Here is a 26,787-nt window from a genome sequence, read left to right on the forward strand (position 1 = left end):
TCTCATTTTTTTTTAATTTGTTTTCCTATTTCTAATTTCATACTACTAGGTCTGTTCTAACACTATGAAAACACTTTTCAAAAGTGGAAAAAAGCTCGCTTGTTTAAAAAAAGGATTCCAAATTAAATTTGAATGAGATATTAATTATTTTTCTTTTTTAGAAAAACTCCACCCATAGCTCAATCTGTCTTAGCTTTAAGCTAAGAGTTCTTGTGCTATAAGTCGAGTTGATTGAATGATTAACCTCTTCTTTGCTTAGAGTCTGCTACCCTTTGAAAAGCTTGTCCGATATAGTTAATCGATAACATCATGACCAAAACTAACAAAGCCGCCGGCAGCCAAACCCACCATTTATTTTCAATGATATCTGGTGTTCTGGCATAACCAATTAAGGTTCCTAAAGAGGGCGTTCCAATTGGTAATCCAAATCCTAAGAAAGAAAGTCCAGTTTCGAGTCCAATATTACCCGCAAAAGACAACGTTAAATTGGTGATCATTAGTGAAGAGAGATTAGGTAACAGAGAACCTAGCATAATTTTCCAATCTCTGGTCCCCATGGTTTTTGATGCCTTAATATAATCCTTAGATGCTTCCGATAAAGAAGCGGTCCTAATCAAACGGGTTTGTCCCATCCAACCAAATAAAGATATAATCCATATCAAAGTCCAAGGATCGAAGCGTTTAACGATTGTTACGACAGCAATAATAATCATGATTCTCGGTAAAACAATTAAAAAGTCTACCACACGCATAATCAAGTCATCCACTCTACCGCCATAATAACCAGCGATCAAACCAATTAAGGTTCCAAAACCTGCTGTTAATATAGTGACAGCCCAAGCAATAATTAGAGAATTTTTAGTCCCTAATAAGAGCTGTTCCAAGATACCTTTGCCCCCTTCATCCGTTCCCAGAATATAGCCTTTTTCCCCTGGAGGAGTAAAGCGGTCAAAGATATTAACGATCCCTGCATCTTGCGAATCAATAAAGAAAGCAGAAGCAATCGCCGCACCTACTATTGCCATTAAAATAATCAGCGATAAAACAGCGATTTTATCACGCGCAAATTCACGGCGGATAACTTCCCATCCCATGGGCGGAGTGGAAGTATGGTCGTGAAGTAATTCTTCATTCATTGTTACCTGTGTATTATTTTCAGCCATTTTTCCACCTCCTATTTAATTCGAATTCTAGGGTCAACGAAAACCATAATGATATCTGATAATAAGGATCCTAATAAAGTTGTGAATCCATAGATTAAAGTAATGGCTATCATTACAGAAAAATCACGCAAAGCAATTGATTCGACAAACAATTTTCCCATTCCTGGATAATTAAAAACGGTTTCGGTAAAGACTGAGCCACCTAATAATCCAGTAATGGTAAAGCCTAAAAAGGCAGCAATCGGTAAAATCGAATTACGGAAAATATGCTTACGGTACACCACTGATTCAGGTACTCCTTTGGCTTTAGCCGTCCGGACATAATCTTCTGTCTTAGCATCAATTACTCCGGTTCTTAAATATTGAATCGTACTCGTGGTGGATAAAAGTGCCATGGTGATCGCTGGTAAGATAATATGATGCAATCGTGACAGAGCAAAATCAAGCGTACCTGGTTCAATACCTGGTGAAACGGTTCCAGTGGTTGGGAACCAATCTAGAATATAACCAAATAACCAGATCATAAATAGACCCAATACGAAAGATGGAATAGCATAGGTCACAAAAGTATATAAGTTAACTGCCTTATCGAAACCAGAGTTTTGGTAACGACCAGAAAACAAACCAAGAGGTAAAGCTATTCCGTACGAAATGATAACTGTTAATAAAGATAATTGTAAGGTTGGCCATACTCTTTGACCAATAATCTTTAGAGTCGGTTGACGGTGGTGCCAGGACCGTCCCCAATCTCCGTGAAAAATACCAGTCATCCAATCGATATAACGTTCAGGCCAGGGTTTATCTAGTCCTAATTGCTCGCGCATGGCTGCTATTTGAGAAGGATCCACATTTGGATCTTGTAAACCAGTCAAAGCATCCCCTGGCATCAAAGCAGCCAAAACAAAGACAATGATACTTAAAAGAAAAATTTGAGGAATCATTAAAATGATCCGTCTTAAGATCGTCTTCCACATTTATTTCACTTCCTCTCTATGAGCAAAGCCGACTTCTTTCAAAGCCACTTGGTGATGATCATTAATTTTCTTCAGATCATAGACACGACCACTTTCCTCAAAATACTGACTGGCATTTTCATGATACTCTTTTTCCACTCGAAGACGTTCTTGACGGTGTTCTTTTCGATTATTTGGATCCACATGCGGAATCGCTGATAAGAGTCGCTTAGTATAGATATGTTGCGGATTGTGATAAATTTCATAATTAGAGCCATATTCGGTAAATCTTCCACGATACATAATTGCTAACTCATCAGACATATGCTTAACGACACCTAAGTCATGTGAAATAAAGAGGTAGGAAACATTAAATTCTTCTTGAATACGCTTCATGAAATTCAAGACTTGGGCTTGAACAGATAAATCTAAGGCAGATACCGGTTCATCGGCAATCACTAGTTTAGGATTAAGGGCGACTGCTCGTGCAACTCCAATTCTTTGTCTTTGTCCGCCAGAAAATTCATGCGGATACTTGACTAAAGCTTCTGAAGTTAAACCAACAATTTCTAAGAGTTCACTTGCTTTTCTCTTTTCTTCTTCAATCGTTAGATTGGTAAAATTACGTAAGGGCTCCGCCATGATATCCAAAATTCTTTTCTTCGGATTAAAAGAAGAATATGAATCTTGAAAGATCATCTGAACATTGCGTCGATAATTTGACCTGCGACTTGACGCGGAATTCGACACATCTTCTCCTTCATAAATAATCTTACCGTCCGTCAATTTTTCTAAACCAATAATCGCTTTGCCGATCGTTGATTTACCTGAACCTGATTCGCCAACAAGACCGTAAGTCTTCCCCGCTTCAAAGTGCATATCGACTCCATCTACCGCATAAACATAATCAGTAATTCGGTTAAAAAAACCTGACCGGATGGGATAGTGGACTTTTAAGTTTTCAATTGTTAGAAATTCTGACATGTGTCCACCTCCTCCTTAAAATAAAAATGTTCATGACAAGTACAACGTACCCAATGGTCTGGCTTGACTTCATGAAGAGTAGGATGCTCTTCGTGGTCTTTTTGCTCAATCCAAGGGATACGTGCAGCAAAACGACAACCTTGACGCTCTAGACGATTTAATGGTGGAACTACTCCATGAATTACATGCAGATCGCCCTTTTCATCAACTAAATCATTCGATTGTGGAATGGATTTTAAGAGCGAGCGAGTATAAGGATGTCTCGGATCATTGAAGAGATCTTCGACGCTGGCAATTTCGACAAATTGTCCCGCATACATCACCGCTACTCGGTCAGCTGTCTCAGCTACTACACCTAAATCATGGGTAATTAAAATAATGCCTGATTCCGTTTCTTCTTGAATTTCATTTAAAAGATCAAGAATTTGTGCTTGGATCGTTACATCTAAAGCGGTCGTTGGCTCATCTGCTATGATAATGGGTGGTTTACATGATAAAGCAATGGCAATAATAACCCTTTGGCGCATACCACCAGATAACTCATGAGGGTATTGCTTGGCCATTCTTTGAGGATTTGCAATACCTACTTGGTCCAATAAATCTAGCACCCGTTGGGTACGCTGTTGGCTATCCAGTTTTGTATGGTAATAAAGGGCTTCTTCGATTTGTTGACCCACTGTCATTAAAGGATTTAATGAAGCAAGCGGATCTTGAAAGATCATTCCAATGTCATTCCCACGGATTTTGTCATATTCACTCTCGTTATAATTGACCAAATTATCGCCTTTGTAATTAATTTCACCTGTTATTTTGGTGTTCATAGGATTATGTAAGCCAATAATTGAGGTGGCTAAGGTTGATTTCCCACAACCAGACTCACCAACAATGGCTAATTTTTCATTGCGTGACAGAGTAAAAGAAACCCCATCGACAGCATCATAATACTGATCTTTAATTCTAAAACCAGTATGCAAATCCTTTACTTCTAATAATATCTCTTTTGATTCCATGTGAGGCCTCCTTTATCAAATGGCTAAGTTTTTAATCTTACTTTTGTGCCCGTAACTGATCGATATAGGATACAGCATCCTGAATGTCTGAGAGATTTTCGATTTTTTCATCTTCAAATTCGACCTCAAATGCTTCTTCAATTCCCATCACAAACTCCACCATGTCGAGTGAATCTGCTCCTAAGTCTTCAAAAGTGAGATCTTCAGTAATTTGTTCTTCTTTGAGATCAAAGTGCTCCATCAATAACGCTTTTACCTTTTCAAATGTTTCAGTATTCAATATTTTTCCACTCCCTTAATTATTAAGTTATACCATAATGTCGGTTACATTATAATAACCTTTATTTTCTCATCTGTCTATCATTTTCAGCACTATTTTCAAAAAATTCAGCTATTTCTTCGGAAAAACGAGATAAAACGATTTCACGAGCTTGACGGATTGCATTGTAAATTGCCTCATCATTTGCCGATCCATGTGCTTTAATTACTGGCTTTTTAACTCCTAAGAGAACAGCCCCACCTTTTTTACTATCGTCAAAGTTTTCCGCCATTTTTTTAAGAGCTGGTTTTATCAACAAACCACCCATTTTGTTTGTAATGCCACCCTCACTCAAAGTCCTTTTTAATAATTTAAAGACGGATTTCAAACTTCCTTCCAGAGTTTTTAGAATTGCATTTCCGGTGAATCCATCAGTGACTGCGATGTCTACATGACCACTTAATAGTTCTTTAGCTTCGATATTTCCCACAAAATTAAGATCGGGTGCTTTTGACAAGAGTTCGTAGGCTTGCTTACGTAGCTCATCTCCCTTGCCTGCTTCGGTTCCATTATTAACCAGACTAACGCGTGGCTCATTAATTTTTAAAACATTCTTGGCATAGTGACTGGCTAAATAGGCATATTGTAAGAGGTGTTCAGCTTTTGATTCCGCATTGGCCCCCGCATCCATCAAAATTAAATGAGGAGATTTTTCATTAATAGTTGGAATAACAGGCATTAGACCTGGTCGGTCGATCCCTTTGATCCGACCAACCACTAATAAGCCAGTCGTGAGTAAAGCTCCTGTGTTACCTGCCGAAAGAATGACATCTGCGCGTCCTTCTTTAACTGCTTTAGCCGCAACCACCATGGATGCATCCTTTTTACGGCGAACTGCTTTTACCGGTTCATCCTCACCAGTAATCACTTCCGTTGTGGCAATCTTTTCTAAACGGTCTTCAAAGACATTCGGCATACTGTTAAGTGTTTCTTGATCACCATAAAGTTGAATCTCGATATCTTTATAGGCATCAAGTGCTCGAATGACACCTTCAATAACGGCCTGAGGTGCATTATCTCCACCCATTGCATCTACAGCTATTTTTATCATTTTATTCACTCCTAAATTTCTAATTTAATTAATTGAGTATATTTTTCAAGTGTTTCTGCTTCTTCGGTTGTCATGAGTTCAGGTTGTTCGAGCAATTGGCCGACTGATTGATAAGCAGCTGTCATAATGGCTTCATCTTGTAGGGGATGGCCATAGGTGAATACGGGTATGCCACTTTGATTTCGACCCAGCACGTCGCCCATTCCTCTAATTTCCATATCTGCTCGTGATAATTCAAAGCCATCCTGACTTTCAACCATCTTAACCATACGCTCCTTGCCTTGGTCAGTGGTAGGGTTGGCAATGAGAAAACAATAAGAAGGCAATGAACTTCGGCCCACTCGACCTCTTAATTGATGGAGTTGAGCCAAGCCAAATCGTTCGGCAGATTGAATGACCATTACTGTCGCATTGGGCACATCTACTCCAACTTCGACCATGGTCGTAGCGACTAAAATTTGAAGTTGATTGGCTTTAAATTCAGTCATTACCTGTTTTTGTTCTTCTTTATTCAATTGTCCGTGTAAACGCCCAACCTTAACCTGCGGAAACTCATTTTTTAAGCGGTCGCAGGTTTCTTGAACATTCTCGACTTGTTCCATAAATTCGCTGGCTTGGATTAAAGGGAGTACGTAATAAATTTGATGCCCTTTATCCAATTCATTTTGCATGCGTTCATAGACCCAATCGATATGTTTGTCACTAACTACCTGTGTTTCAATTTCAACTCGGCCGTGCGGTAGCCCCTCCATCGTTGACACAGAAAGGTCCGCATAAAGAGTCTGTGCTAAACTCCTAGGAATGGGAGTAGCCGTCATTTGTAAGACATTCGCTTGATGTCCTGATAAGCCTTTTTCGAGTAGATTTTGTCTCTGACCAACACCAAAGCGATGTTGTTCATCAATTACTAAGTAGCCTAAGGACTTAAATTGAACTGTTTCTTGAATTAAGGCATGCGTTCCAATAACCAGTCGAATGCGACCTGATTCTAAGCCTTGCAAAATATTTTGTTTATCTTTTTCTTTCATCTCTGAAGCAAGCATTTCAGCATGATAGCCGCTACTTTCGAAATAATTATTAAAAGATTGGCAATGTTGTTGAGCTAAAATTTCTGTTGGTACCATCATGGCCGTTTGAAAACCAGCTTGAACACAAGCAATCATGGTTATGAAAGCTACTAAGGTCTTACCACTACCCACATCACCTTGCAAGAGTCGATTCATTGGAAAAGGAGATAAAAGGTCTCGGCAAATTTCATTGACTGCTTTCTTTTGCGAATGAGTTAAATCAAAGGGAATCGTCTGAATAACCTGCCTTAAATCTTCTACTTGATAATGGACTTCAACCCCATTTGAATGCAAACGCTTTTGTTTAGCTCTTTGTAAACGCCATTGATAAAGGAAAAATTCTTGAAAAATGATCTTACGCTGAGCTTGAATCTTATCTTGTTCCTGCTTAGGGAAATGCATGGACCAAAGAGCCTCTTTAAGACTTATAAGATTGAATTGATCATTCAAAAAACCAGGAATTATTTCCTCAATTTCATTTTGATAATCAGTAAACGCTTGTTTTATGGCTTTAATAATTTGACTTTGGTTCAATCCCTTTGTTGCATGATAAATGGGAGCATAATCATCACCAGCAGTTTGATTAATGATCTTTATGGCCAATAGAGACTGCTTAACCTCCTGCCATTTGCCATAAACGGCACGCACTTGACCAAGCTCGATCTGCTTTTTTAAATAAGGCTGATTGAAAAAGGTCACCTCTACCACTTGAAAGTCGTCCACTGCCAACTTAAAACTTAAGCGACTTTTCTTTCTGCCAAAAAAAGTTACCACTGGCGGGCTGACGACTTGTCCCATTAAGACGACTTTTTCTTGGTCCAAGATTGTTTCTAATTCTCTGACTTGTATGTCTTCGAAACGAAACGGAAAATGAAACATTAGATCCTTGACCGTTTTAATTCCTAACTGGTTAAATAAGAGACTTGTTTTAGGGCCAACGCCTTTTAATCGATCAATGGAATCTAGCCAAGTTTTCTCCATTTATTTCCCCCTCTCTTGAGCAAAAAAATAAACACCACCTAGAAACTAAGTGGTGATCAGCTATTTTAACAATCTAATCCACCGTAACAAAATAATTGTATACTGGTTGGTCTCCTTGGATTAATTCAAATTCAATCTCAGAGTTAGTTTGTTCAAAATGGTCAGCAACTTCTTGGGCTAGTTGATGGTCACCCTCTTCGCCAATAATCACAGTTACTAACTCACTTGATTCATCCACCATTCGATTAACCAATTGGATCAGTGTTTCTTTTAAATCTTGATGCGACAGAATAATATTGCCGTCTAATATACCCATGAAATCATTTTCTTTAATGGTAAGACCATCAATTTGAGTATCACGGATTGCATGTGTAATTTGTCCAGAAGCAACACTTAGAGCATATTCTTCCATGGCACTCCTGTTTTGTTCAATCGATGCTTCAGGATCATACATCAACATCGCTGAGATCCCCTGCGTAATTGATTTTGTTCCGACTAAAACAGTGGGAACTTCACTCACTTCAGCTGCTTGTTGAGCAGCCATAATGATATTTTTGTTATTCGGTAATAAGATAATGTTTTTTGCATTTACGCGTTCAATAGCTTTGATAAAGTCTTCGGTTGAAGGGTTCATGGTCTGACCGCCAGAGAGTACCTCTTTCACACCAATGGACTGGAAAAGTTCAGTTAATCCTTGACCTGAAGCCACGGCAATCACTGCATATTCCTCTTGGATTTGAGGTTTAGCTTTTTGTTGCAGAGAACTTTCTTGGTCTTCTAAGTCTCGAACTTGCTCGCGCATATTTTCGACCTTGATTTTGATCAATTCGCCAAATTCTTGACCCAATTGCATAATCTCGCCTGGATCTTCGGTATGGATATGAACTTTCACAATTTCATCATCAGCAACGACCAATAAGGAATCTCCTTTTTGATCGAGGGTTTGTCTAAATGCTTCATAATCGAAAGCTTTTTTAGTGGTTTGCCCTTGACCAATTCTCACCATGATTTCAGTACAGAAACCATAAGTGATATCGTCCATAGACATTGGATGTTCATTAAGATCATCAAAGATTGCGTGGGCATGACCCTTTTCTTCTTCAACTATATCATCGATGATTACTTCTCCTGACAAATTAGCTAGGAAGCCTTCGTAAATACATAAGAGCCCTTTTCCACCTGAATCGACTACACCGACTTGTTTTAAGACAGGTAGCAAATCTGGTGTGCGATCTAGTGATTGTCGCGCGCTCTCAACGATTGAACGCATAACTTGGATGATATCTTCCGTTTGTTTTGCTTCTTCTTCTCCACTGACAGCTGATTCTCTAGCCACCGTTAAAATTGTTCCCTCAACCGGTTTCATGACTGCTTTATAAGCAGATTCAACTCCACCAATAAAGGCCTTTGCAAAATCTTTAGCAGTTAATTGTTCACAATCTTTAATAGCCATTGAAAAGCCGCGGAAAACTTGTGACAAAATGACACCGGAATTCCCTCTGGCTCCCATTAATAATCCTTTAGCTACTGCACCAGCTAATTCTCCAACATGTTGGCTATTGGTATTACGCATATTCTCAACACCCGATTGGAAAGTCATATTCATATTGGTTCCTGTATCGCCATCTGGTACTGGAAAGACGTTTAAAGAATTCACTAAGTCAACATTTTGAGCGAGGCGCTCTGCGCCTGCAATAAACATCTGTTTGAAATCAGATGCTTTTATTATTTTCAGTTCCACACTTTACCTCCTAAACGATCCTAATCAATGGTCACACCCTGGACATGGACATGGACATAGTCCAATTCAAAGCCCAAGAGTTGTTCGACATTGTATTTAACAGCTTGTTGAATATTTTGACAGATAACAGAGATCTTTGTACCGTATGAAACAACAATATAAACATCAACTGAAATATTGTCACCTTCTTGTGAAATCAACACGCCACGAGAATAGTTTTCTTTCTTTAGAATATCAGTTAAATTATCGCGGAAGAAATGTTTACTTACCATTCCTACAACACCATAGTTATCAGTAACTGCAGCACCAACAATCGTTGCAATCACATCATTTTCTAAGGAAATTTCTCCATTTAGAGTTTGGATATTAATAGCCATAACGAACCTCCTTTTTATTATCTCCCATAGTTTAGCATAAATTTTTATCCTTGGCACCTATTACATGGCTGAAATCTCGGTTAAAGACAAGTAACTTGTCTATTTTCATCATAATTCTCTTGCGTCAAATGTCAAATTATGGTAAATTAATTTGGTATGAAATGTAACTTTTTTATTGTTACAAGGAAAAGGAGGCAGAACCATGGCTAAAGAATGCTATTTTACAGGGCGTAAAGCTGTATCTGGTAACAACCGCTCTCATGCAATGAATAAATCAAAACGTCGTTTTGGCGCTAACTTACAAAAAGTCCGTGTTATGATCGATGGCAAACCTCAAAAAGTTTGGGTTTCAGCGCGAGCATTAAAATCAGGTAAAATTGAACGTGCATAATCAGCACTTGTCAATAAACAAACGCTAGTCGTAATCGAAAAAGATTACTGACTAGCGTTTTTTGTATTAATTTCTATTCTTGGCGCATAAACAGATTGCCATCGGTGTCAACTAAGTTTGCCTCTTCATTCAACTCAAAACTGAAATGTTTTTTATCTTTTAATTGGTAAGTTGGATTGTGAATAGTGACTTCAATCGCCATTGGCACTTCTTTAGAAAACTTTAAAAGCACATATTCTTCTTCCGTAAAGTTTCTCTCTTCTTCATCTGTACTTATCGTCAGTAACCGTGCATCCTGATTGACAGTTTCGTGATATATTTGCAGTAATGTATTCGAAGAATCGCCTTCTAAAGCTGCTTTGCTAAAATAAGATCGACCTAAAATGATCGTCAGTAAGTCCTCTTCTATTTCAAATCCCATAATATTCGAGTCTTCTTCAGTCAGATAGTTTCCCTCAAAATCAGCTCTCTCCTCTTGAGCTGCAATAGGTAGTGGTAACATTAAAGCCATAGCCAGTATCAAAACGAAAATCTTTCTCATCCCATCAACATCCTCTCATAATAAAAAACTTGATTAAATAAAACGCGAAATCCTTTTATTTAATCAAATTTTAATATACTAATGAGAGCGCTTCAATAATCTTATGATTAAAATCTGATGCTTTTATAATCAAAACCTTATTTTCCTTTTTCCCAAATTACCATAATTAAGCCTTCTCTAAAAGATAGACTAATCGGATGATGATCCATAAACTCATTAGAAACGAGCGCACGCGGGAGAGTAAAGTCAGTTGGTTCGAGATTATATTTAGCTCCTGCAATTCGTAATGATTTGGTTGGCGTCATGGATATTATTGAAAGATAGTGGCAATCATTGATATTTTCTAAGGAATGATTACCTGGAATGAAGAATCGGATCATTTGATCGAACTCAATAAAAATTAAACGTGGAATTAAAGAACGAAACCGCTCTTGATAAACAAGCCAAAGATTCCCAATCAGATGGTCTAAGCGGCCTACTCCGTGACCAATCGCACCATATACTTCAATCGGACAGCGTTCATCTTGGCTAAGAGCCAATTCTAGACCTATTTCCATATCGGTATCATCTTTCGCTGCTGGGTACTTTAAAACTTCTTGACTAGCAGACTCAATTTGAGCTAGTTGATCCTGATTCACAGAATCAAAATCACCCACTGCGAAATTTAACCGATAGCCTGCTTCGACTAATTGCCAAGCCCCTCCATCTACACCGATTAAACAAATTCTATCTGATGGCAAATCCAAATAGTTGAGGGCAGGATGCGGTGCACCGGCACAAATAATAATTTTATCAAACATAATCTTTAGTCTTGAGGTCTCAAAGAAGCAATAGCCGCAGTACGGTCTTCTTGTTTGAAGATGTATGAACCTGCTACTAAAACATCTGCTCCCGCTGCTAAACATTCTTTAGCTGTTTGGTAATTTACTCCACCATCCACTTCAATTTCGTAGTGGTAGTGTTCGTTAGCATGGCGTAATTGCGCTAATTTTTCTACCTTTTTCAGGGTTGAACCAATAAAGGCTTGCCCACCAAAACCAGGATTGACTGTCATCACTAAGATAAGATCAGCTAATTCTAATAAGGGATAAACCGCCTCTACAGGAGTGCCTGGGTTTATTGCCACGCCCGCCTTTTTACCCAAAGCTTTGATTTGTTGCAAAGCAGAATGAATATGTTGAGTGGCTTCCGCATGAACCGTTATAATATCCGCTCCTGCTTGAGCAACCATTTCCAGGTATCTTTCTGGTTTTTCAACCATTAAATGGCAATCAAAAACCATTTGACAATGGGATCTTAACCCTTGAAAAATCATTGGCCCAAAAGAGATATTCGGTACAAAAGTGCCATCCATAATGTCAATATGTAAATATTCTGCTCCACCCTTTTCGATGGTTTGAATCTCTTCTAATAAATGGTTAAAATCTGCGCTTAGCATTGACGGTGCTATCTTCATGATCATTCTCCTTTAATAGTATATTTTTTTATTTTCGATTTTTTCTAAAATCTGTAAATAATTTTGATAGCGACTTTGACTAATTGAGCCACTTGCTACTCGTTCTTTAACATGACAATTGGGTTCATTTTTATGAATACAGCTGCGGAAGCGACACTGTGCGCCTGCTTGATAAATTTCAGGAAAACAAGCAGCTAAGTCTTCCTTTTCTAAGTGGTCAAAATCGATAGCTGAAAAGCCAGGAGTGTCAGCAAGAAGTCCTTGACCAAAACGATAGAGCGTTACTTCGCGGGTCGTATGTTTACCGCGATTTAAATGATTAGAAATCTGATTCGTTTTAATTTCGGCTTCCGGTAAGAGTTGGTTAAGCAAGGTTGATTTTCCAACTCCAGATTGTCCTGTCATCACATAGATCCCTTCTTGGAAAAGCGTTTTAATGGCTTTAAGTTTTTCCTCAGATTGATCAAAGAGAAAGACTTGATAACCAATTTTTTCATAAAGATCTGTAATTTCTTTGACTTGTAGTCTACTTTTTGCTGATCCGTTTTGCTCGATCAGAAGATCATATTTGGTTAAGAGAATAATCGGTTGTATGCGGTGCGATTCCATCGATACCAAAAAATAATCTAACAAATTATAGGAAAACGCTGGTTCGATCAAAGACATTACAATTAAAGCATAATCAACATTGGCAACGCTTGGACGGATGAGATAATTGTCTCTTTCAAAAATTTCTTCCAGTCGACCCACTTGACTTTCATCCTGTTGATCCATTACAAAACGCACTCTATCACCTACTAAGGGGTTGGTCTTTAAGTGGCGAAAATTACCTCTGGGCTTGGTTACAAATGATTCTCCCTCAGACCAAACATAGTAGAAACCACTGATCGCTTGGTAAATAATTCCTTCATGTGAAGTAATAAGTTGTTTCAAATATTTCCCTCCTTTATTCCCATCATTTCTTAAAAAAAAGTTAAGAGTCAGTCCTACTGCTCTTAACTCTTACTCACTCATTAATTCGGATAGACGTCTGAAGATTCTGCCACGACATCGCCATCTCTTAATACGCGATATTGTCCCGAACCACCTTCGGGAATATATAGAACAATTTGAATTTCGCGTGATTCAGTAATCTCTAATTTTCGAGCCACTTGATTGATATTGTTGCGACTATCTCCAATAAAAACTTGAATTTGATTAGGAAGCGGATGACTTTGGTCATAATCATTCTCAGCATACTTAGGTACATAGTCAAGATAAATTGTTTCGGTAGCCGTTAGAACATCGCTCTTTTCTTCTCCTTGCGAGACTGTCACTCGAATCGTATCTCCTGGAACTATAGGTGAACCAGAAAGTGGGTCTTGATCAATGACAATGCCTTCAGGAAGATAATCATGATATTGATAACTTTCTTCAACGTACAAGCCATAAGTATCTGCAAATTTGTATACCATGTCTAATGACAAATTGGCGAAATCTTGCATGGTTGTTTGTTCAGAATAAGAGCCAATCACTAAAATAATAGAACTTTCGCCCGGCACAACTTCCGTACCAGGTGCAATACTTTGCTCTAGAATTTTGCCCGCTTCTGCTTGACTAGCTGCTAAATATCTCAAGTCTACAATAAACCCTGCATCGATTAATTTACGGCGAACTGGTTCATAGTTCTGATTGAGATAATCCCCAATTTTAACTCTTGGTTTTCCATCTGAAAAGGTTAAATTAATTTTTGACCCTCGGTTAATACGTTCTCCCGCTTTAGGCTCACTTTCAACGACTTGTCCCCGTGGAACCATATCATCCCATATAACTGTACTTTCACCCAGTTTCAGATCGTTTTCTTTTAATATTTGACTCGCCTGCTTTTGGTCGAGCCCTGCTAATTCAGGAACCAATACACTAGCTACAAATAATCGATAAGCAAAAAAGACTGCTAAAGAAAGTAGAGCGAGAATCGTTGCAAAGAATAACACTTTAAAAATACGTGACCCTAATCGATTGGATTTTTTTGCTGGTAGATCAAAGGTTGGAAATTGTTCTTCATCTAAGGGTTCAGGTCCTTCAATCGTTTCGGTAAGTACTTGTTCTGCTGCTGGAATCGGTTGAATGGATTTAAATTGCTCGGATTCATCCAGTTGACTCGTAGGAACAAACGGTTTTTCATTTAAACGTCCGACGCTTAAAGAAGAAGATAGGTCATTAAACATATCCTGAGCAGAGCGATAGCGATCTTTAGCCTGTTTTGCGGTAGCTTTAAGCACAACATTTTCTAAGCTTTGAGGAACATATTCTAAACGTTCACGTATCGTTGGGAAAGGTTCTTGGAAGTGTTTTAAGGCAATTGAAACAGCAGATTCCCCATCGTGTGGAACGGAACCTGTTATTAACTCATATAGCACCACACCCATCGCATAAATATCCGATTTGGTAGTGGCACTATTACCTTTAGCCTGCTCAGGTGAAAGATAATGAACTGAGCCTAGCAGGGTATTCGTCTGAGTAATTGAGGTGTCCGATAAGGCGACTGCAATTCCAAAGTCGGTTATTTTAACGACATTATTCGGTGTGATTAAAATATTTTGCGGTTTGATATCACGGTGTATAATGCGATTTTTATGGGCGACATCAATTGCAGCAACGATTTGACCCATAATCGAAACGACTAATTCTAAAGGGACGGGGGCATTTTCTTTAATAAAGGTTTTTAGGTCTTGTCCTTCTACATATTCCATCACAATATACTGTTGTTTTTCATGTTCATCCACATCATAAACTTCTACTATATTGGGATGAAGAAGTTGACTGGCTGAGATCGCCTCTCTTTGAAAGCGACGAATAGCATCTTTATTTTCTTGGAAGTCATAACGTAGAACTTTAACAGCAACGTCACGATCAAGAATCAAGTCATGAGCTAAAAAGACATTAGCCATACCGCCTTGACCAATTACAGAGGTAAGGACGTAACGATCGGATAATTTATCCCCTATTTCCATGAATGATGTCGCCTCCTTCATCGTTCAAATTAAAATTAGTGGCTAAAATGATGGTGATATTATCCAACCCACCCGCTTCGTTAGCCGCTTCTACTAATTGCTGACCTAAACGGTCTAAATCTGGCTGTTTTGCCATGATCTGCTCAATTTCTTCATTTCGGATCATTCCATTTAGGCCATCAGAGCATAGTAAAAGGATTTCTACTCGGTCAAGCGCAATTTCTGAAAATTCCGGTTCGATAACCATCGGAGTCCCAATCGATTGTGTTACGACATTTCGATGAGGATGGTCAATACTCTCTTCAAAAGTAATTTCACCCGTACGGATTAATTCATTAACTAGAGAGTGGTCTTCTGTTAATTGCGTTAATTGACCTTTTGCAAAGGCATAAGCACGCGAATCCCCAACATGACAAATAAGAATGGTATCTTCGACAATCGTTGCTAAAACAATTGTCGTTCCCATTCCTTCATATTCAGGATTAAGGTCTGCTTGATTAAGAATATAATTATTCACTTGATTGGTCATTTGGACCATCCAAGCATGAGCTTGAGTGACTGTCATAGGCTGAGAAACTTTTTCAAATTCTTTTCCGATGTATTCAGTCGTTCTTTGACTTGCAATATCACCGGCTAAGTTGCCACCTACACCATCACAAAGAATAAAGAGGACTTGTTGACTTTGTGAGTAAAAATAATCTGCATAATCTTGGTTAGAACTTCTTTTTCTCCCAATGTTTGAATGTATCGTTATTTGCATAACTCACCTCAATCTATTTTTTTAAGAAAACGACTGATAAAGAAACCATCTGTATCATATTGCTGGGGCCAAATGCGAAGATAACCTTGTGGAGTTAGCAAGTCATTTTGTAAAACCTCATTCGCTTGTATAGCCTCAACTTGCAGATTAGGGTTTTTCTCCAGCATTTCCTGGACTAAATACTCATTCTCTTCATAAGTCAGTGTACAGGTTGAGTAAATCAACCGTCCACCAGGCTTAAGTAACGAAACCATGTGTTGGAATAATTGCTTTTGTATTTGTACAAGGTTAGCAATAGCTGTCATCGATTTTTGATATTTTATCTCAGGTTTACGCCGCATCAAACCGATTCCAGAACATGGTGCATCTAAGTATATCACATCGAAAGCGTTTTGCGAAAGAGCTTGAAAATCTAAAGCATCCATTTGGATCGAATGAATTTTATCAGCTAAGCCCAGGCGCTTGGCATGGTCATCTAGAATCATTAACTTCTTTTTAGAAATGTCTAAGGCCGTTAAATATCCATCGCCTAAGAATGAAGCGATGTGTGTCGCCTTGCCTCCTGGCGCGGCACATGCATCCAAGATTTTTTCCTGTCCCGTCAATTTACCTAAAGGGGCCACTAACATCGAAGACTCATCTTGAATTGTGAATTGACCCGATTGATAGGCTTGGCTTTGAAAAGTTTCGCCTTCAATAATTCGAATGCCATATGGTGAAACTTGACTGGCTCTAACTTCTATGCCTTCATTTTGTAATTGCTCAATGAGAATCGACCGTTTTTGAGCCGGCCCATTGATTCTGGCACTTAAATGAGGCACTTGATTGAGACTGGCAAAGAAAGCCTCAAGTTCATTTACTGACAAGTATTGATCAAAATATTCGATCAGCCAAATAGGCACCGAATATTTAATTGAAAGTTTTTCCATCGGGTCATCGATAGCTTCGATCGATTTAAGACCTTGGCGGAAACAGTTGCGTAAGACCGCATTGACTAATTTGCCAATCCCTTGATGGCCCTGGACTTTCGCAATTTCAACTGCTTCATTCACGATAGCATGTTGGGGAATGCGGTCTAAGTATATAGCTTGATAAAGCGACAACCGTAGCAAACTTTTGACCCAGTCTTCAACTTTACCTTTTAGATAATCGCTTAAATAATAATCCAAGGTCAAGCGACGTTGGACACTTCCATAAACGACTTTTACCACTAGATTCTTATCTTGACTACTTTTTTTACTAGTAGCTAGATAATTATCAATCACTAGATTAGAATATTGGTCTTGGTTATCAATTTGATCCAATAGCATCAGCATATCCCAGCGCAGATTCTTTTTTAACTTCGTTTGACTTCTTTGTTTGATTTTCACGGTTAATTATTCCTTTTCTGTGCCAAAATGCTTACCAATTAAATGCTCAGCCGGAGTACCCTTTAGGTAGTCTTCAACCATTAGACGCTTTTTTCCGGCGGGTTGATATTCGCTAACGGCTAAATAGGAATCCTCTCCACATCTTACATAGAAGTGGTGATTATCTGTTGCAATAATTTGACCAGGCTTTTCCATGGCGAGTGGTCTTTCAATATCAGCGTCTAGTTTAACAAGCGGTTGGGCCTGCCAAATTTTTACCCTCTGTCCATCGAGCAAAGTATACGTTGTAGGAAAAGGTCTAAAAGCACGAATATGTCGGTCTAGTGCTTGAGCACTCTGTTGCCAATCTAACTGTTCTTCCTGTTTTTTAATAGTCGGCGAATAGCTTACTTGGCTTTCTTCTTGCGGACTCGCTTGATATTCTCCATCAAAATATTTAGGGAGAAAATTTAAAAGTAATTCTTTACCTACTACTGCTAGTTTTTCAAACAGGAGACCTACGTCATCCTTGTCAGATATAGGAATAGTTGATTGAGTAAGTATATCCCCTGCATCCATCTCTTCCACCATTTTCATTATTGTGATGCCTGTTTCTTTTTCACCACGCCATATAGCATAATGAATGGGTGCTCCTCCTCTGTACTTAGGTAGTAAGGAGGCATGAACATTTATTGCTCCATGACTTGGTGCTAGCAATAAGTTTTGTGGAATTTTTTGGCCATAAGCCGCGGTAATGATCAAATCTGCTTGCATCTGCAATAGCATTTCATAATCTTTTGAACCTGCCAAATGATCGGGTTGATAAATTGGGATGTTAGCTTCTAAGGCTGTCTTCTTAACTGGAGAAGCGGTTAATATTTTTTTGCGTCCAACGGGACGATCTGGTTGTGTAACCACTGCTATCACTTCATATTCCACTTGTTGGATCAATCCTTTAAGAATCGTCGCAGCAAAAGGAGGAGTTCCCATAAAAATTATTTTTTTCATTCAATAACCTCTTTCTAGATAAAATACTGGGGTTCATGGTCGATTTGAACAAAGATTCCCTTGGCTTGACTTTCTTGGCTAGACATAAGAATGGCTTGAAGTTGGTCTTGCAAGCGGTCAACTTCTTTATATTTTAAAAGCAAATGAAATTGATAATAATCATTAATCCGTTCGATACCACCTGTCGATGGGCCTATCATACTTAAGTGTGTCTTTACTTTGTTCATTAATTGATCTTTAATCGCATAGATCATTTTCTGCGCTTGCGCACGGTTTTTAGAAGATACCTTGATCAAGGTCGTGAAAAAGTATGGGGGATACTGACTCAAATGACGCCGTCGCATTTCATAATAGAAAAAACTTTCATAATCATGTTGTTTGGCCAGTTGGATTACGTAATGATCTGGGTTATATGTTTGAATCACTACTTCACCTTTCAATCTTCCACGACCTGTTCTACCGGCTACTTGAGTGAGTAATTGAAAGCTTTTCTCCGCCGCTCTAAAATCAGGCATGTTTAAACCGGTATCCGCATTAATAACCCCAACCAGGGTTACCTTTTCAAAATCTAGACCCTTAGCTATCATTTGCGTTCCTAAAAGAATTGCGCCTGATTGATCGGCAAACTCTTTCAGCAACTTCTTATGGGCACCCTTTCGCCTTGTAGTGTCGTTATCCATTCGGATAATGGGTGTTTGGGGGAAAAGCTGTCGCAAACTTTCAGCTACTTTTTGGGTGCCGATCCCTTGTGTTCGAAGGTGCTTCGAACCGCATTGTGGACAAGTTAATGGTAGGCCCACTTGATAATCGCAATAATGGCATTTTAACTTTTCATCGGCTTTGTGATAAGTCAAAGAAATATCACAATGCGGACACTGAATTACATGACCACATGAGCGACATTGAAGATAGGAGGCATATCCACGACGATTCAAGAGCAAAACCACTTGCTCTCTTGCAGCAATTTTTTCAGCAATTTTATTTTCTAATAGTTGTGAAAGTTCAAGATTTTTTTGTTCTAATAAATGCTCAGTCATATCGACAATTGTTACAGGTGGTAGGGCTTGTTGATTGACCCGCTGAGTAAGTTTTAATAGATGATAATTACCGACTTCCGCCCGGGCTCTAGATTCTAGAGAGGGAGTAGCTGATCCGAGAACCAAAGGACATCCATGGTATTCTGATCGCCATTTCGCCACTTCCCGCGCATGATAACGCGGATTATCTCCTTGTTTATAGCTTGTCTCATGTTCCTCATCAATAATAATGATTCCAACCTTTTGCAAAGGAGCAAAAATTGATGACCGAGCCCCGACGACTACTTTTGCTTCTTGGCGGATGATCCGACGCCACTCGTCATATTTTTCGGTAATCGACAAACCTGAATGTAAGACAGCTACCCCCGATCCGAAACGACTCAGCACCCGTTCTACCATTTGTGGTGTTAGAGCAATTTCTGGCACTAATAGGATCGCTGATTTATTGACCTTAAGTGCTTCCTCAATCAACTGTAAATAGACTTCTGTCTTGCCTGAACCAGTCACTCCCTCCAGTAAAAACGTCTTTGCCTGGTCTTTTCCCATTTGCTTTTTGACTTGATCAAAGGCTTCTTGTTGTTGTTTAAGCAATGGTTTAGCTTGAGAAGGCTGTGTGTTTTCTAATTGATACGCCGGCCGATAAACTTCTCTTTCTTCGAGTGTTAACCAGCCTTTTTTAACCATCGTTCGTATGGTTGCTTTTGAGGCTTGAGCCATCTTAGCTAACTGGTCGAGTTCAATGGCTTGAGTCATTTGGTGATCGATCATAACTGCTAAAACTTGCCCCTGCTTATGACTTCTCTTATCCAGTTGGTCTAAAATTTCTTGGTATTCAGATACACCTCGATTAGGTAAAACATATTGAACTGTTTTATGAGTCTTTTGATCTAAGACTTGATAAGCCACTTCGATCGTTGAATGCTCTATTAAACCTTGTATTTGTTTAGAAGACAAAAACTCTTCTAACGTTTCTCTTTTGATCGTTCCTTCTTTAAATGCATTGGGTGAAAGATTAAGGGCATCCGCTAACGTATCAGGCTCGATGACTTTGAAGACGGTCTCGTATTTGACTCTTAAAATATTAGGAAGCATAGCTTGTAAAACTGAAATTCTAAAAGCATACAAAGTGTCTGCTAAGACCTTCGATAAATCCACTAACTCTTGACTTAAAAATGATTCATAATCAATTAAGCGCGAAATCATTTTGACATCACCCTTAAAATCTGTACTCTCTTTTACATTAACTACGAAGGCCATTAAGCGGCGATAACCAAAAGGAACCTCGACACGCATACCAATCTTAATCAAATCCTCCATTTCTGGATCAACTTGATAATCAAAGGTATGATTGACTTGTGCTGTAGGTATATCGATAATTACTTCAGCGATCATTCGCAAACCTCCTATTAAAAAACTACTATGAAATCATTGTCAATGATCTGCATAGTAGCCCTCTTAGATGTCATCTTATTTTTTAATGGATAAGACTCCTGCAACAACTTCTTCTAAAGCCTTGCCGACAGGTTTATCTGATTGATATTCCTGTAATTGCATAATTTTATAGTCTTCCATTTCTTTTGCTCGTTTACTTGCTAAAGCTATTAGAGAATATTTAGATGGTTCTTTTTTTAATAATTCATCAATTGATGGATATAACATCATGATTGGTTAGCCTCCTTTTCAAAATAAGCATTTATGTCCGCTTGGATTGAATTCATCACTCTTTCAACCCTTAAATGTTCACTCTTTATTATAGCATTTATTTCATTAACTGCTGTATGAATTTGATCATTAACAACCACATAATCATAATGACTCATTAATTCAATTTCTTCTTTCGCTTTATTCATTCTACGGGCAATCACTTCTTTAGAATCTGTACCGCGATCCGTTAAACGTGATTCTAACTCATTAAGACTAGGGGGTGCCAAAAAGATAAATATTCCTTCAGGCATTCTTTCCCTTACTTTGCGTGCGCCTTGGACTTCTATTTCAAGAAAAACATCTTTTCCTTGCGAGAGACTCTCTTCAATTGATGCTAATGGCGTACCATAATAATTACCGACATATTCCGCATATTCCAATAAGGCTTCTTGGGAAATTAAGTCTTCAAACCCTTCTTTACTGATAAAGAAATAATCAACCCCATCTGTTTCTCCAGGTCGACGTTGCCGAGTAGTAGCTGAAACAGAATAAACATAGTCACAATTTGAATCTTCAAAAATAGCGCTGCGAACCGTTCCTTTTCCGACTCCCGAAGGACCAGATAAGACGATCAATAATCCCCTTTGTGTTGACATGACTTCCCTCCATTACTTCATGTTCTATATAGTACCACAATTCATTCCTTTCATAAAGGCGAGCTTATAATATTAAACGCTTACTTCCTAAAAGATAAATACGAAACTTTGTTCGTAAAACACTTGACAGAGGGAACTTTTGTTCGTATAATTAGGCTACAAACAAATGTTCGTTATCAAAGGAGAGGTTTTATGGAACTACCAATTAAAAAGCAAACTCAATGGCTTAACCGTATTAGCCAATCCCTTTTCCATCCCTTCTTTCAACCAGCCCCATTGGTTGACGAAGATATTATTATGATGCCTATTGGACAAGTTGTAAAAATGCTACAAGATGCCTATATTAAGCAAACTCCTTTGCAACTATTGATCGAATATTATTTACCAGACCATTCCATGGCAATGACCGCCATTGAAGCTTATATCTTGAGCCCTGTTCACTCACAGCAACTTGTTAGTATTCAAGTAGGCCACGATCGTTTCCACCTTAATATAAATCAAATTATTAATGTGACTGCCATCACAGAAACTTTGATCGCTTAAGTCCATTTAAATGATCAAAGATTTGATTGAATACAGCCAAATCCCCGCTGTATTTCCTAAGAAAACCCGTCATCGAAATTGATGACGGGTTTTCTATTATTCCAAAGTCATTTCTATTAATCATTCAATAAACTAGAAGTTTCTTTTCTTGACAAGTATTTACTGCGTTTAGGAATAATTAACTGAGGCATATACCGAGCCATTAAGGCCAGAAGTCCCCCTGAAATCAGCCATGACACGACAAGGCCTAACCAATGGTTAAGATTTGTCCATTGAAACTGAGGCTCATTACCTAAGGCAACTGGAACCACGAATTGGCTAATTATGATAAAAAGTCCTAAAACCAAAAGGCTACCTGTAAAGATATTTAAATAGGTTGAAGAATAGCGCTTATTATTTAATGTCTTCTGCGTATATTTGGCAAATAAACCCATTACTCCAACCGAAAGCAACGGCGCAATCCACTGGCTAATAAGAACGATCCAATCCTGTGTGCCAGATTTAACGATTGCTTGAGCCACCCCTACAAAAACGGAAGCGATGATGGCACTCGGCGCTCCATGACGCAAAGCAAGCCACATCAGTGGGATTAAGGCTACTATCATTCTTATTTCTGAAATAGTAATAGCTGTTTCGTCGGATAAGAAAAACAACATTAAGGACAAAACAATAGCGATCACACTATCCCAAAATTGTTTAACACTTCTTTTATTCATAGTTACTTATCACCTTTTTTAACTTGATAGTTGGAAGCTTCCATAATGATTGGTAAAATTACCGGACGACGTTTCGTTTCCTTATAAAGATATTTACCAATTTTTTCGCGCAGTTCACCTTTAAGTTCATTCCAGTCAAAATCATCCGAAACAATATGTTTTTCTAAAACATCTAAAGTGATGTCTGAACAAGCTTCAATTAAATCAATGGACGTTTTCATAAAGACGAAACCCCGTGAAGTGATTTGTGGGCCAACGAGGATTTTTTTCAAACGACGAGATATAGTCGCTACTACAATGAAAATACCATCTTCACTCAGTACCCGACGATCTCTCAAGACCACATTCCCAATATCGCCAACTCCACTTCCATCCACTAGCACATCACCTGCAGTTACTTGTCCTGCTTGAATGAAATGCCCATTTTCAAAGCTTAGCACATCACCAATAGAAGGGATAATAATTTGGTCTTCAGTCATTCCCACTTGCAAGGCTAAGTCCCCATGGGCTCTTAGCATGCGATATTCTCCGCTAACAGGAATTAAGTAGTCTGGTTGGATAAAGTTTAACATTAGTTTTAAATCATTCGGTGTCGCATGACCAGAGGTTTTAAAATGATCAGTGACACTCAAGACCCTAGCCCCTGCACGGTAGATCATATCTTTAGTTCTAGATACTGTTTTCTCCATCGAAACAGATGGCGTCGTTGCAATATAAACCGTATCATGTTCTTTTAAAGTTACTGTTGAATGCTTACCCTGAGCCATCGCTTGAATGGTCTGAATAGGTTCTCCAACATCCCCAGTGGCAAGAATTACTATTTGATCATCTTGGTAATTTTTTATATTTTTAAAGTCGCCAAAAACATCTCGACTTGGAATTGTTATTTTATCTAATTTTAAAGCCACATCGACAATCTCATAAAGATCTTTGGTTGGGAAAAAGATTGTACGATGAGAAAGATGAGCCGCCTCTAAAACTTGTTGAATGCGCATAATATTAGACCCGATCGTTCCGACAATTACGCGTCCTTTCGCATTTCGAAAGACTTCTGTGATTTCTTCGGTAATTACACGGTCATTAACATTTTCCACGGGAGACTCTGCTTCAGCAGAATCACTTAATAAGGCTAAAATCTTTTTCTTACCCAAATCAGTTAAGCGTCCAAAATCAGTTCGGTAACTTTCGGCAGCGGAAGGATCAAACCGGAAGTCACCTGTAAAAACAATGGCTCCTTCTCTGGTATCAATCACGATTCCGACTGAATCAGGAATGGTATGGGTGGTACGGAAAAAAGAAACATTAACATCATCAAATTCAATTTCAGTTTCCGCATCAATGACATGAAAATTTTCAAGCCGGTCATCATGTCCTTGTTTACGTGCAGAGATCGAAGCTAACTCAATGGTCAATTGGGTACCAAATACAGGGGCATCAATCTTATCTAATAGATAAGGTAAAGCTCCTACTGCATCTGCATGCCCATGGGATAAGAATATACCCACTACTCGCTCTGCATTTTCTTCTAGATAGGTGAAATCTGGGATCACCATATCAATTCCTAATAAATCATCTTGGGGATAAAGTAAGCCACAATCCAGCACAAAAATAGCTTGGTCGACCTCCACTAAATACATACTTTTCCCTTCTTCACGAATTCCACCTAAGGGAATCACTTTAATTTCACTCATAATACACCTCAATTATTATTTTTTATTTCTATTAAACGGGTAACAGTAACTAGCTTTTCAACCAGTTTCCACTGTCTTATCTTAGCTATTATAACATAGACCACCTTAAATTAAAATTTGATCCTCCTTTCAATCTATTTTTATAAGCATCGTTTATCTTTTAATGGCTAAAATCTAAAACACCCCCTAACTCCTATAAAAGGAATTAGGGGGTGTCAATGTCGGTTTATTTATATTGATACGGTTTACTCCGGTTTTTGCATTAAGACTTTTCTGGAAAGATCAATCCGACCTTTTTCATCAATCCCTGTCACTTTGACCGTTACTTTATCGCCAATACCAAAAACATCTTCAACATTTTCAATTCGGCGGTGGTCAATTTGGGAAATGTGAAGTAAGCCTGACTTACCTGGTAATACTTCGACAAAGCAGCCATACTTTTCAATACGGACAACTGTTCCTTCATAGACCTTGTTTAATTCCACATCTTCCACTAGGCCGAGAACAATTTCTTTAGCTTTTTGAATCATGGCTAAATCAGATGAAGCGATGCTGACTTGTCCTTCTTGACTAATATCAATTTTGACACCTGTTTGATCAATAATTGAATTAATTGTATCGCCACCCTTGCCGATAACAACCTTGATCTTTTCGGGATCAATTTGAACCATTTCAATCTTCGGTGCATAAGGACTTAATTCAGGTCTTGGCTGAGCTAATTCGCTGGTAATATTATCCAAGATTTCAAGACGAGCCTTCTTAGCTTGATCTAAGGCTTCTTCTAAGATCGCTTTTGTGATTCCTTTGATTTTGATATCCATTTGTAAAGCAGTGATACCTTCGGCGGTTCCTGCGACTTTAAAGTCCATATCGCCTAAGTGGTCTTCTAGTCCTTGAATATCAGTTAAAACGGTATAATTATCGCCGTCCATAATTAATCCCATGGCAATTCCTGCGACTGGTGCTTTAATTGGGACACCTGCATCCATTAAAGCTAAGGTTCCAGCACAAATCGACGCCTGTGATGAAGAACCATTGGATTCAAGCACTTCTGCTACTAAACGAATCACATAAGGGAAGTCTTCTTCACTTGGAATGACTTGAGTTAAGGCTTTTTCACCCAAGGCACCGTGACCTATTTCGCGACGGCCTGGTGACCCGACACGACCTGTTTCACCGACTGAGAAATTAGGAAAATTGTAATGATGCATGAAACGTTTACCTTCTTCCAGACCAAGACCATCAATGATTTGATGTTCAGATAGAGGAGCTAAAGTAGCTACTGACAAGGCTTGGGTCTGTCCCCTTGTGAAAAGACCAGAACCGTGAGTACGCGGTAGGATACCGGCAATTGATTCCAACGGTCGAATCTCATCAATTTGACGGCCATCTGGACGAATCCGGTCATGGGTTATCAAATGACGAACGACGTCCTTTTCTAAATCATGCATGGCAGAAGAAACGTCCTGCATCTTCTCTTCTAGATCTTCGGCCTCTGCATATTTTTCACTGAAATAAGTTTCGGCTGTTTCGATTAATTGACTAACTGCTTCATCACGCGCTTGTTTTTCCTGCGTTTTAACAGCTGTCTGCATTTTTTCATAGAATAAACGATTGACTTGGTCCGTTATTGCTTGGTCTACTTTAACTAATTCAAATGCAAATTTTTCCTTACCAACGGCTTGAACGATTTCATTTTGGAAGGCTACCAATTCTTGAATATTGGCATGTCCAAATAGTAAGGCTTCTAACATATCTTGTTCAGAAGCTTCTTTGGCTGAGGATTCAACCATGTTGATCGCTGTGGCTGTGCCCGCTACGGTCAAATCAATTTCAGAAATTTCTTTTTGACTTGGCGTTGGATTGATGATGAATTGGCCATCTACACGACCCACATCTACCCCTGCAATCGGTCCATCAAAAGGTATATCTGAGATCGCTAAAGCTAAAGAAGAGCCAAACATTGCAGCCATCTCAGGCGAGCAATCTTGTTCGACTGAAAGAACCGTATTTGTAATTTGGATTTCGTTACGGACACCCTCGGGGAACATTGGACGAATTGGACGGTCAATTAAACGCGCAGTAAGTGTTGCATTATCAGAAGGTCTGCCTTCGCGTTTTAAGAAACCACCCGGCACCTTACCTACTGCATACATTTTTTCAATATAATGAACCGTTAAGGGAAAGAAATTCATGGATGATGGGCTTTTAGACGCGACAGCTGCTGTTAAGACCACCGTATCGCCATAACGAACCAAGACAGCACCATTAGCCTGCTTAGCCATTTGCCCCACTTCAACGATTAGGGGACGGCCTCCCCAGCTTGTTTCAAAAACTTGTTTAGTTATCATGTAAT

The 26,787-nt window shown here is 38.8% G+C and carries 25 protein-coding genes; 2 read left to right on the forward strand and 23 right to left on the reverse strand.

The window, feature by feature from the left end:
* Nucleotides 1–239: 239 nt before the first annotated feature.
* From HF969_RS01625 to HF969_RS01665, 9 genes are all read right to left on the reverse strand, one after another.
* Nucleotides 240–1,163 (reverse strand): ABC transporter permease, encoded by a 924-nt coding sequence (locus HF969_RS01625; protein ID WP_090289025.1) that lies wholly within the window; start codon nt 1,161–1,163, stop codon nt 240–242.
* 11 nt (nt 1,164–1,174) lie between these two features.
* A complete protein-coding gene (opp4B, locus tag HF969_RS01630) occupies nt 1,175–2,137 on the reverse strand; it encodes an oligopeptide ABC transporter permease (RefSeq protein ID WP_090289026.1) in 963 nt (320 codons plus the stop codon).
* Complete coding sequence (locus tag HF969_RS01635; RefSeq protein ID WP_090289027.1) at nt 2,138–3,100, reverse strand: ATP-binding cassette domain-containing protein; 963 nt, start codon at nt 3,098–3,100, stop codon at nt 2,138–2,140. It lies immediately after the preceding gene.
* On the reverse strand, nt 3,085–4,110 hold the full coding sequence (locus HF969_RS01640) for an ABC transporter ATP-binding protein (protein WP_090289028.1): 1,026 nt from the start codon (nt 4,108–4,110) through the stop codon (nt 3,085–3,087). Before HF969_RS01640 ends, HF969_RS01635 begins: the two co-directional genes overlap by 16 nt.
* Before the next feature lie 37 nt (nt 4,111–4,147).
* Nucleotides 4,148–4,390 carry an acyl carrier protein gene (gene acpP, locus HF969_RS01645; RefSeq protein ID WP_090289029.1) on the reverse strand — a complete coding sequence of 81 codons (243 nt, stop codon included), beginning with the start codon at nt 4,388–4,390 and terminating at the stop codon, nt 4,148–4,150.
* A 61-nt stretch (nt 4,391–4,451) separates the two neighbouring features.
* A complete protein-coding gene (gene plsX, locus HF969_RS01650) occupies nt 4,452–5,480 on the reverse strand; it encodes a phosphate acyltransferase PlsX (protein WP_090289030.1) in 1,029 nt (342 codons plus the stop codon).
* An 11-nt stretch (nt 5,481–5,491) separates the two neighbouring features.
* Nucleotides 5,492–7,528 carry an ATP-dependent DNA helicase RecG gene (gene recG, locus HF969_RS01655; protein WP_090289031.1) on the reverse strand — a complete coding sequence of 679 codons (2,037 nt, stop codon included), beginning with the start codon at nt 7,526–7,528 and terminating at the stop codon, nt 5,492–5,494.
* A gap of 73 nt (nt 7,529–7,601) precedes the next feature.
* Nucleotides 7,602–9,269 carry a DAK2 domain-containing protein gene (locus HF969_RS01660; RefSeq protein ID WP_090289032.1) on the reverse strand — a complete coding sequence of 556 codons (1,668 nt, stop codon included), beginning with the start codon at nt 9,267–9,269 and terminating at the stop codon, nt 7,602–7,604.
* 20 nt (nt 9,270–9,289) lie between these two features.
* Nucleotides 9,290–9,646, reverse strand: a complete 357-nt coding sequence (locus HF969_RS01665; protein ID WP_090289033.1) for an Asp23/Gls24 family envelope stress response protein — start codon at nt 9,644–9,646, stop codon at nt 9,290–9,292.
* Between the two features lie 202 nt (nt 9,647–9,848).
* On the opposite strand from HF969_RS01665, the gene rpmB reads away from it, so the two are divergent.
* The gene (rpmB, locus tag HF969_RS01670; RefSeq protein ID WP_090289034.1) at nt 9,849–10,037 is read left to right on the forward strand and encodes a 50S ribosomal protein L28; all 189 of its coding nucleotides are present in this window, start codon (nt 9,849–9,851) and stop codon (nt 10,035–10,037) included.
* Between the two features lie 73 nt (nt 10,038–10,110).
* On the opposite strand, the gene HF969_RS01675 is transcribed toward rpmB, so the two are convergent.
* The 11 genes from HF969_RS01675 to gmk all read right to left on the reverse strand — a co-directional run bounded on the left by HF969_RS01675 (nt 10,111) and on the right by gmk (nt 21,481).
* A complete protein-coding gene (locus tag HF969_RS01675; RefSeq protein WP_090289035.1) occupies nt 10,111–10,578 on the reverse strand; it encodes a hypothetical protein in 468 nt (155 codons plus the stop codon).
* A 137-nt stretch (nt 10,579–10,715) separates the two neighbouring features.
* Nucleotides 10,716–11,378 (reverse strand): thiamine diphosphokinase, encoded by a 663-nt coding sequence (locus tag HF969_RS01680; RefSeq protein WP_168427130.1) that lies wholly within the window; start codon nt 11,376–11,378, stop codon nt 10,716–10,718.
* A 5-nt stretch (nt 11,379–11,383) separates the two neighbouring features.
* A complete protein-coding gene (gene rpe / locus HF969_RS01685) occupies nt 11,384–12,040 on the reverse strand; it encodes a ribulose-phosphate 3-epimerase (RefSeq protein WP_168427131.1) in 657 nt (218 codons plus the stop codon).
* Nucleotides 12,041–12,046: 6 nt separating this feature from the next.
* Nucleotides 12,047–12,967, reverse strand: coding sequence for a ribosome small subunit-dependent GTPase A (gene rsgA, locus HF969_RS01690; protein ID WP_210727852.1), 921 nt, complete (start codon nt 12,965–12,967; stop codon nt 12,047–12,049).
* Nucleotides 12,968–13,047: 80 nt separating this feature from the next.
* Entirely contained in the window at nt 13,048–15,027 is a 1,980-nt protein-coding gene (gene pknB / locus HF969_RS01695; protein WP_090289038.1) for a Stk1 family PASTA domain-containing Ser/Thr kinase, read from the reverse strand.
* Nucleotides 15,011–15,787 (reverse strand): Stp1/IreP family PP2C-type Ser/Thr phosphatase, encoded by a 777-nt coding sequence (locus HF969_RS01700; RefSeq protein WP_090289039.1) that lies wholly within the window; start codon nt 15,785–15,787, stop codon nt 15,011–15,013. The genes pknB and HF969_RS01700 overlap by 17 nt, the downstream gene beginning before the upstream one ends.
* Nucleotides 15,788–15,795: 8 nt before the next feature.
* Nucleotides 15,796–17,157 carry a 16S rRNA (cytosine(967)-C(5))-methyltransferase RsmB gene (gene rsmB / locus HF969_RS01705; protein ID WP_090289040.1) on the reverse strand — a complete coding sequence of 454 codons (1,362 nt, stop codon included), beginning with the start codon at nt 17,155–17,157 and terminating at the stop codon, nt 15,796–15,798.
* A 6-nt stretch (nt 17,158–17,163) separates the two neighbouring features.
* The gene (gene fmt / locus HF969_RS01710; RefSeq protein ID WP_090289041.1) at nt 17,164–18,144 is read right to left on the reverse strand and encodes a methionyl-tRNA formyltransferase; all 981 of its coding nucleotides are present in this window, start codon (nt 18,142–18,144) and stop codon (nt 17,164–17,166) included.
* A gap of 14 nt (nt 18,145–18,158) precedes the next feature.
* A complete protein-coding gene (priA, locus tag HF969_RS01715; protein ID WP_090289042.1) occupies nt 18,159–20,573 on the reverse strand; it encodes a primosomal protein N' in 2,415 nt (804 codons plus the stop codon).
* Nucleotides 20,574–20,648: 75 nt separating this feature from the next.
* Nucleotides 20,649–20,843: a DNA-directed RNA polymerase subunit omega gene (gene rpoZ / locus HF969_RS01720; protein ID WP_090289043.1), complete on the reverse strand. Its 195-nt coding sequence runs from the start codon at nt 20,841–20,843 to the stop codon at nt 20,649–20,651.
* Nucleotides 20,840–21,481, reverse strand: a complete 642-nt coding sequence (gene gmk, locus HF969_RS01725; protein ID WP_090289044.1) for a guanylate kinase — start codon at nt 21,479–21,481, stop codon at nt 20,840–20,842. Before gmk ends, rpoZ begins: the two co-directional genes overlap by 4 nt.
* A 192-nt stretch (nt 21,482–21,673) precedes the next feature.
* Here gmk and HF969_RS01730 point away from each other — a divergent pair, with 192 nt between their 5' ends.
* Complete coding sequence (locus tag HF969_RS01730) at nt 21,674–22,024, forward strand: hypothetical protein (RefSeq protein WP_090289045.1); 351 nt, start codon at nt 21,674–21,676, stop codon at nt 22,022–22,024.
* Between the two features lie 116 nt (nt 22,025–22,140).
* Here the strand turns inward: HF969_RS01730 and HF969_RS01735 are convergent, their stop codons facing one another.
* The 3 genes from HF969_RS01735 to pnp form a co-directional block, all read right to left on the reverse strand.
* Nucleotides 22,141–22,740 carry an energy-coupled thiamine transporter ThiT gene (locus tag HF969_RS01735; protein ID WP_090289046.1) on the reverse strand — a complete coding sequence of 200 codons (600 nt, stop codon included), beginning with the start codon at nt 22,738–22,740 and terminating at the stop codon, nt 22,141–22,143.
* A 2-nt stretch (nt 22,741–22,742) separates the two neighbouring features.
* Complete coding sequence (locus HF969_RS01740; RefSeq protein ID WP_090289047.1) at nt 22,743–24,431, reverse strand: ribonuclease J; 1,689 nt, start codon at nt 24,429–24,431, stop codon at nt 22,743–22,745.
* A 245-nt stretch (nt 24,432–24,676) separates the two neighbouring features.
* Nucleotides 24,677–26,782 carry a polyribonucleotide nucleotidyltransferase gene (gene pnp, locus HF969_RS01745; RefSeq protein WP_090289048.1) on the reverse strand — a complete coding sequence of 702 codons (2,106 nt, stop codon included), beginning with the start codon at nt 26,780–26,782 and terminating at the stop codon, nt 24,677–24,679.
* Between the last annotated feature and the right edge of the window lie 5 nt (nt 26,783–26,787).

Source organism: Facklamia miroungae, from assembly GCF_012396555.1.
Taxonomy (GTDB): Bacteria; Bacillota; Bacilli; order Lactobacillales; family Aerococcaceae; genus Facklamia; species Facklamia miroungae.

Excerpts from the sequence above, each read along its gene's own strand:
- HF969_RS01625 (WP_090289025.1), bottom strand. The coding sequence starts at position 1,163 with ATGGCTGAAAATAATACACAGGTAACAATGAATGAAGAATTACTTCAC.
- opp4B (WP_090289026.1), bottom strand. The coding sequence starts at position 2,137 with ATGTGGAAGACGATCTTAAGACGGATCATTTTAATGATTCCTCAAATT.
- HF969_RS01635 (WP_090289027.1), bottom strand. The coding sequence starts at position 3,100 with ATGTCAGAATTTCTAACAATTGAAAACTTAAAAGTCCACTATCCCATC.
- HF969_RS01640 (WP_090289028.1), bottom strand. The coding sequence starts at position 4,110 with ATGGAATCAAAAGAGATATTATTAGAAGTAAAGGATTTGCATACTGGT.
- plsX (WP_090289030.1), bottom strand. The coding sequence starts at position 5,480 with ATGATAAAAATAGCTGTAGATGCAATGGGTGGAGATAATGCACCTCAG.
- recG (WP_090289031.1), bottom strand. The coding sequence starts at position 7,528 with ATGGAGAAAACTTGGCTAGATTCCATTGATCGATTAAAAGGCGTTGGC.
- HF969_RS01665 (WP_090289033.1), bottom strand. The coding sequence starts at position 9,646 with ATGGCTATTAATATCCAAACTCTAAATGGAGAAATTTCCTTAGAAAAT.
- rpmB (WP_090289034.1), top strand. The coding sequence starts at position 9,849 with ATGGCTAAAGAATGCTATTTTACAGGGCGTAAAGCTGTATCTGGTAAC.
- HF969_RS01675 (WP_090289035.1), bottom strand. The coding sequence starts at position 10,578 with ATGAGAAAGATTTTCGTTTTGATACTGGCTATGGCTTTAATGTTACCA.
- HF969_RS01680 (WP_168427130.1), bottom strand. The coding sequence starts at position 11,378 with ATGTTTGATAAAATTATTATTTGTGCCGGTGCACCGCATCCTGCCCTC.
- rpe (WP_168427131.1), bottom strand. The coding sequence starts at position 12,040 with ATGATCATGAAGATAGCACCGTCAATGCTAAGCGCAGATTTTAACCAT.
- pknB (WP_090289038.1), bottom strand. The coding sequence starts at position 15,027 with ATGGAAATAGGGGATAAATTATCCGATCGTTACGTCCTTACCTCTGTA.
- HF969_RS01700 (WP_090289039.1), bottom strand. The coding sequence starts at position 15,787 with ATGCAAATAACGATACATTCAAACATTGGGAGAAAAAGAAGTTCTAAC.
- fmt (WP_090289041.1), bottom strand. The coding sequence starts at position 18,144 with ATGAAAAAAATAATTTTTATGGGAACTCCTCCTTTTGCTGCGACGATT.
- priA (WP_090289042.1), bottom strand. The coding sequence starts at position 20,573 with ATGATCGCTGAAGTAATTATCGATATACCTACAGCACAAGTCAATCAT.
- rpoZ (WP_090289043.1), bottom strand. The coding sequence starts at position 20,843 with ATGATGTTATATCCATCAATTGATGAATTATTAAAAAAAGAACCATCT.
- gmk (WP_090289044.1), bottom strand. The coding sequence starts at position 21,481 with ATGTCAACACAAAGGGGATTATTGATCGTCTTATCTGGTCCTTCGGGA.
- HF969_RS01730 (WP_090289045.1), top strand. The coding sequence starts at position 21,674 with ATGGAACTACCAATTAAAAAGCAAACTCAATGGCTTAACCGTATTAGC.
- HF969_RS01735 (WP_090289046.1), bottom strand. The coding sequence starts at position 22,740 with ATGAATAAAAGAAGTGTTAAACAATTTTGGGATAGTGTGATCGCTATT.
- HF969_RS01740 (WP_090289047.1), bottom strand. The coding sequence starts at position 24,431 with ATGAGTGAAATTAAAGTGATTCCCTTAGGTGGAATTCGTGAAGAAGGG.
- pnp (WP_090289048.1), bottom strand. The coding sequence starts at position 26,782 with ATGATAACTAAACAAGTTTTTGAAACAAGCTGGGGAGGCCGTCCCCTA.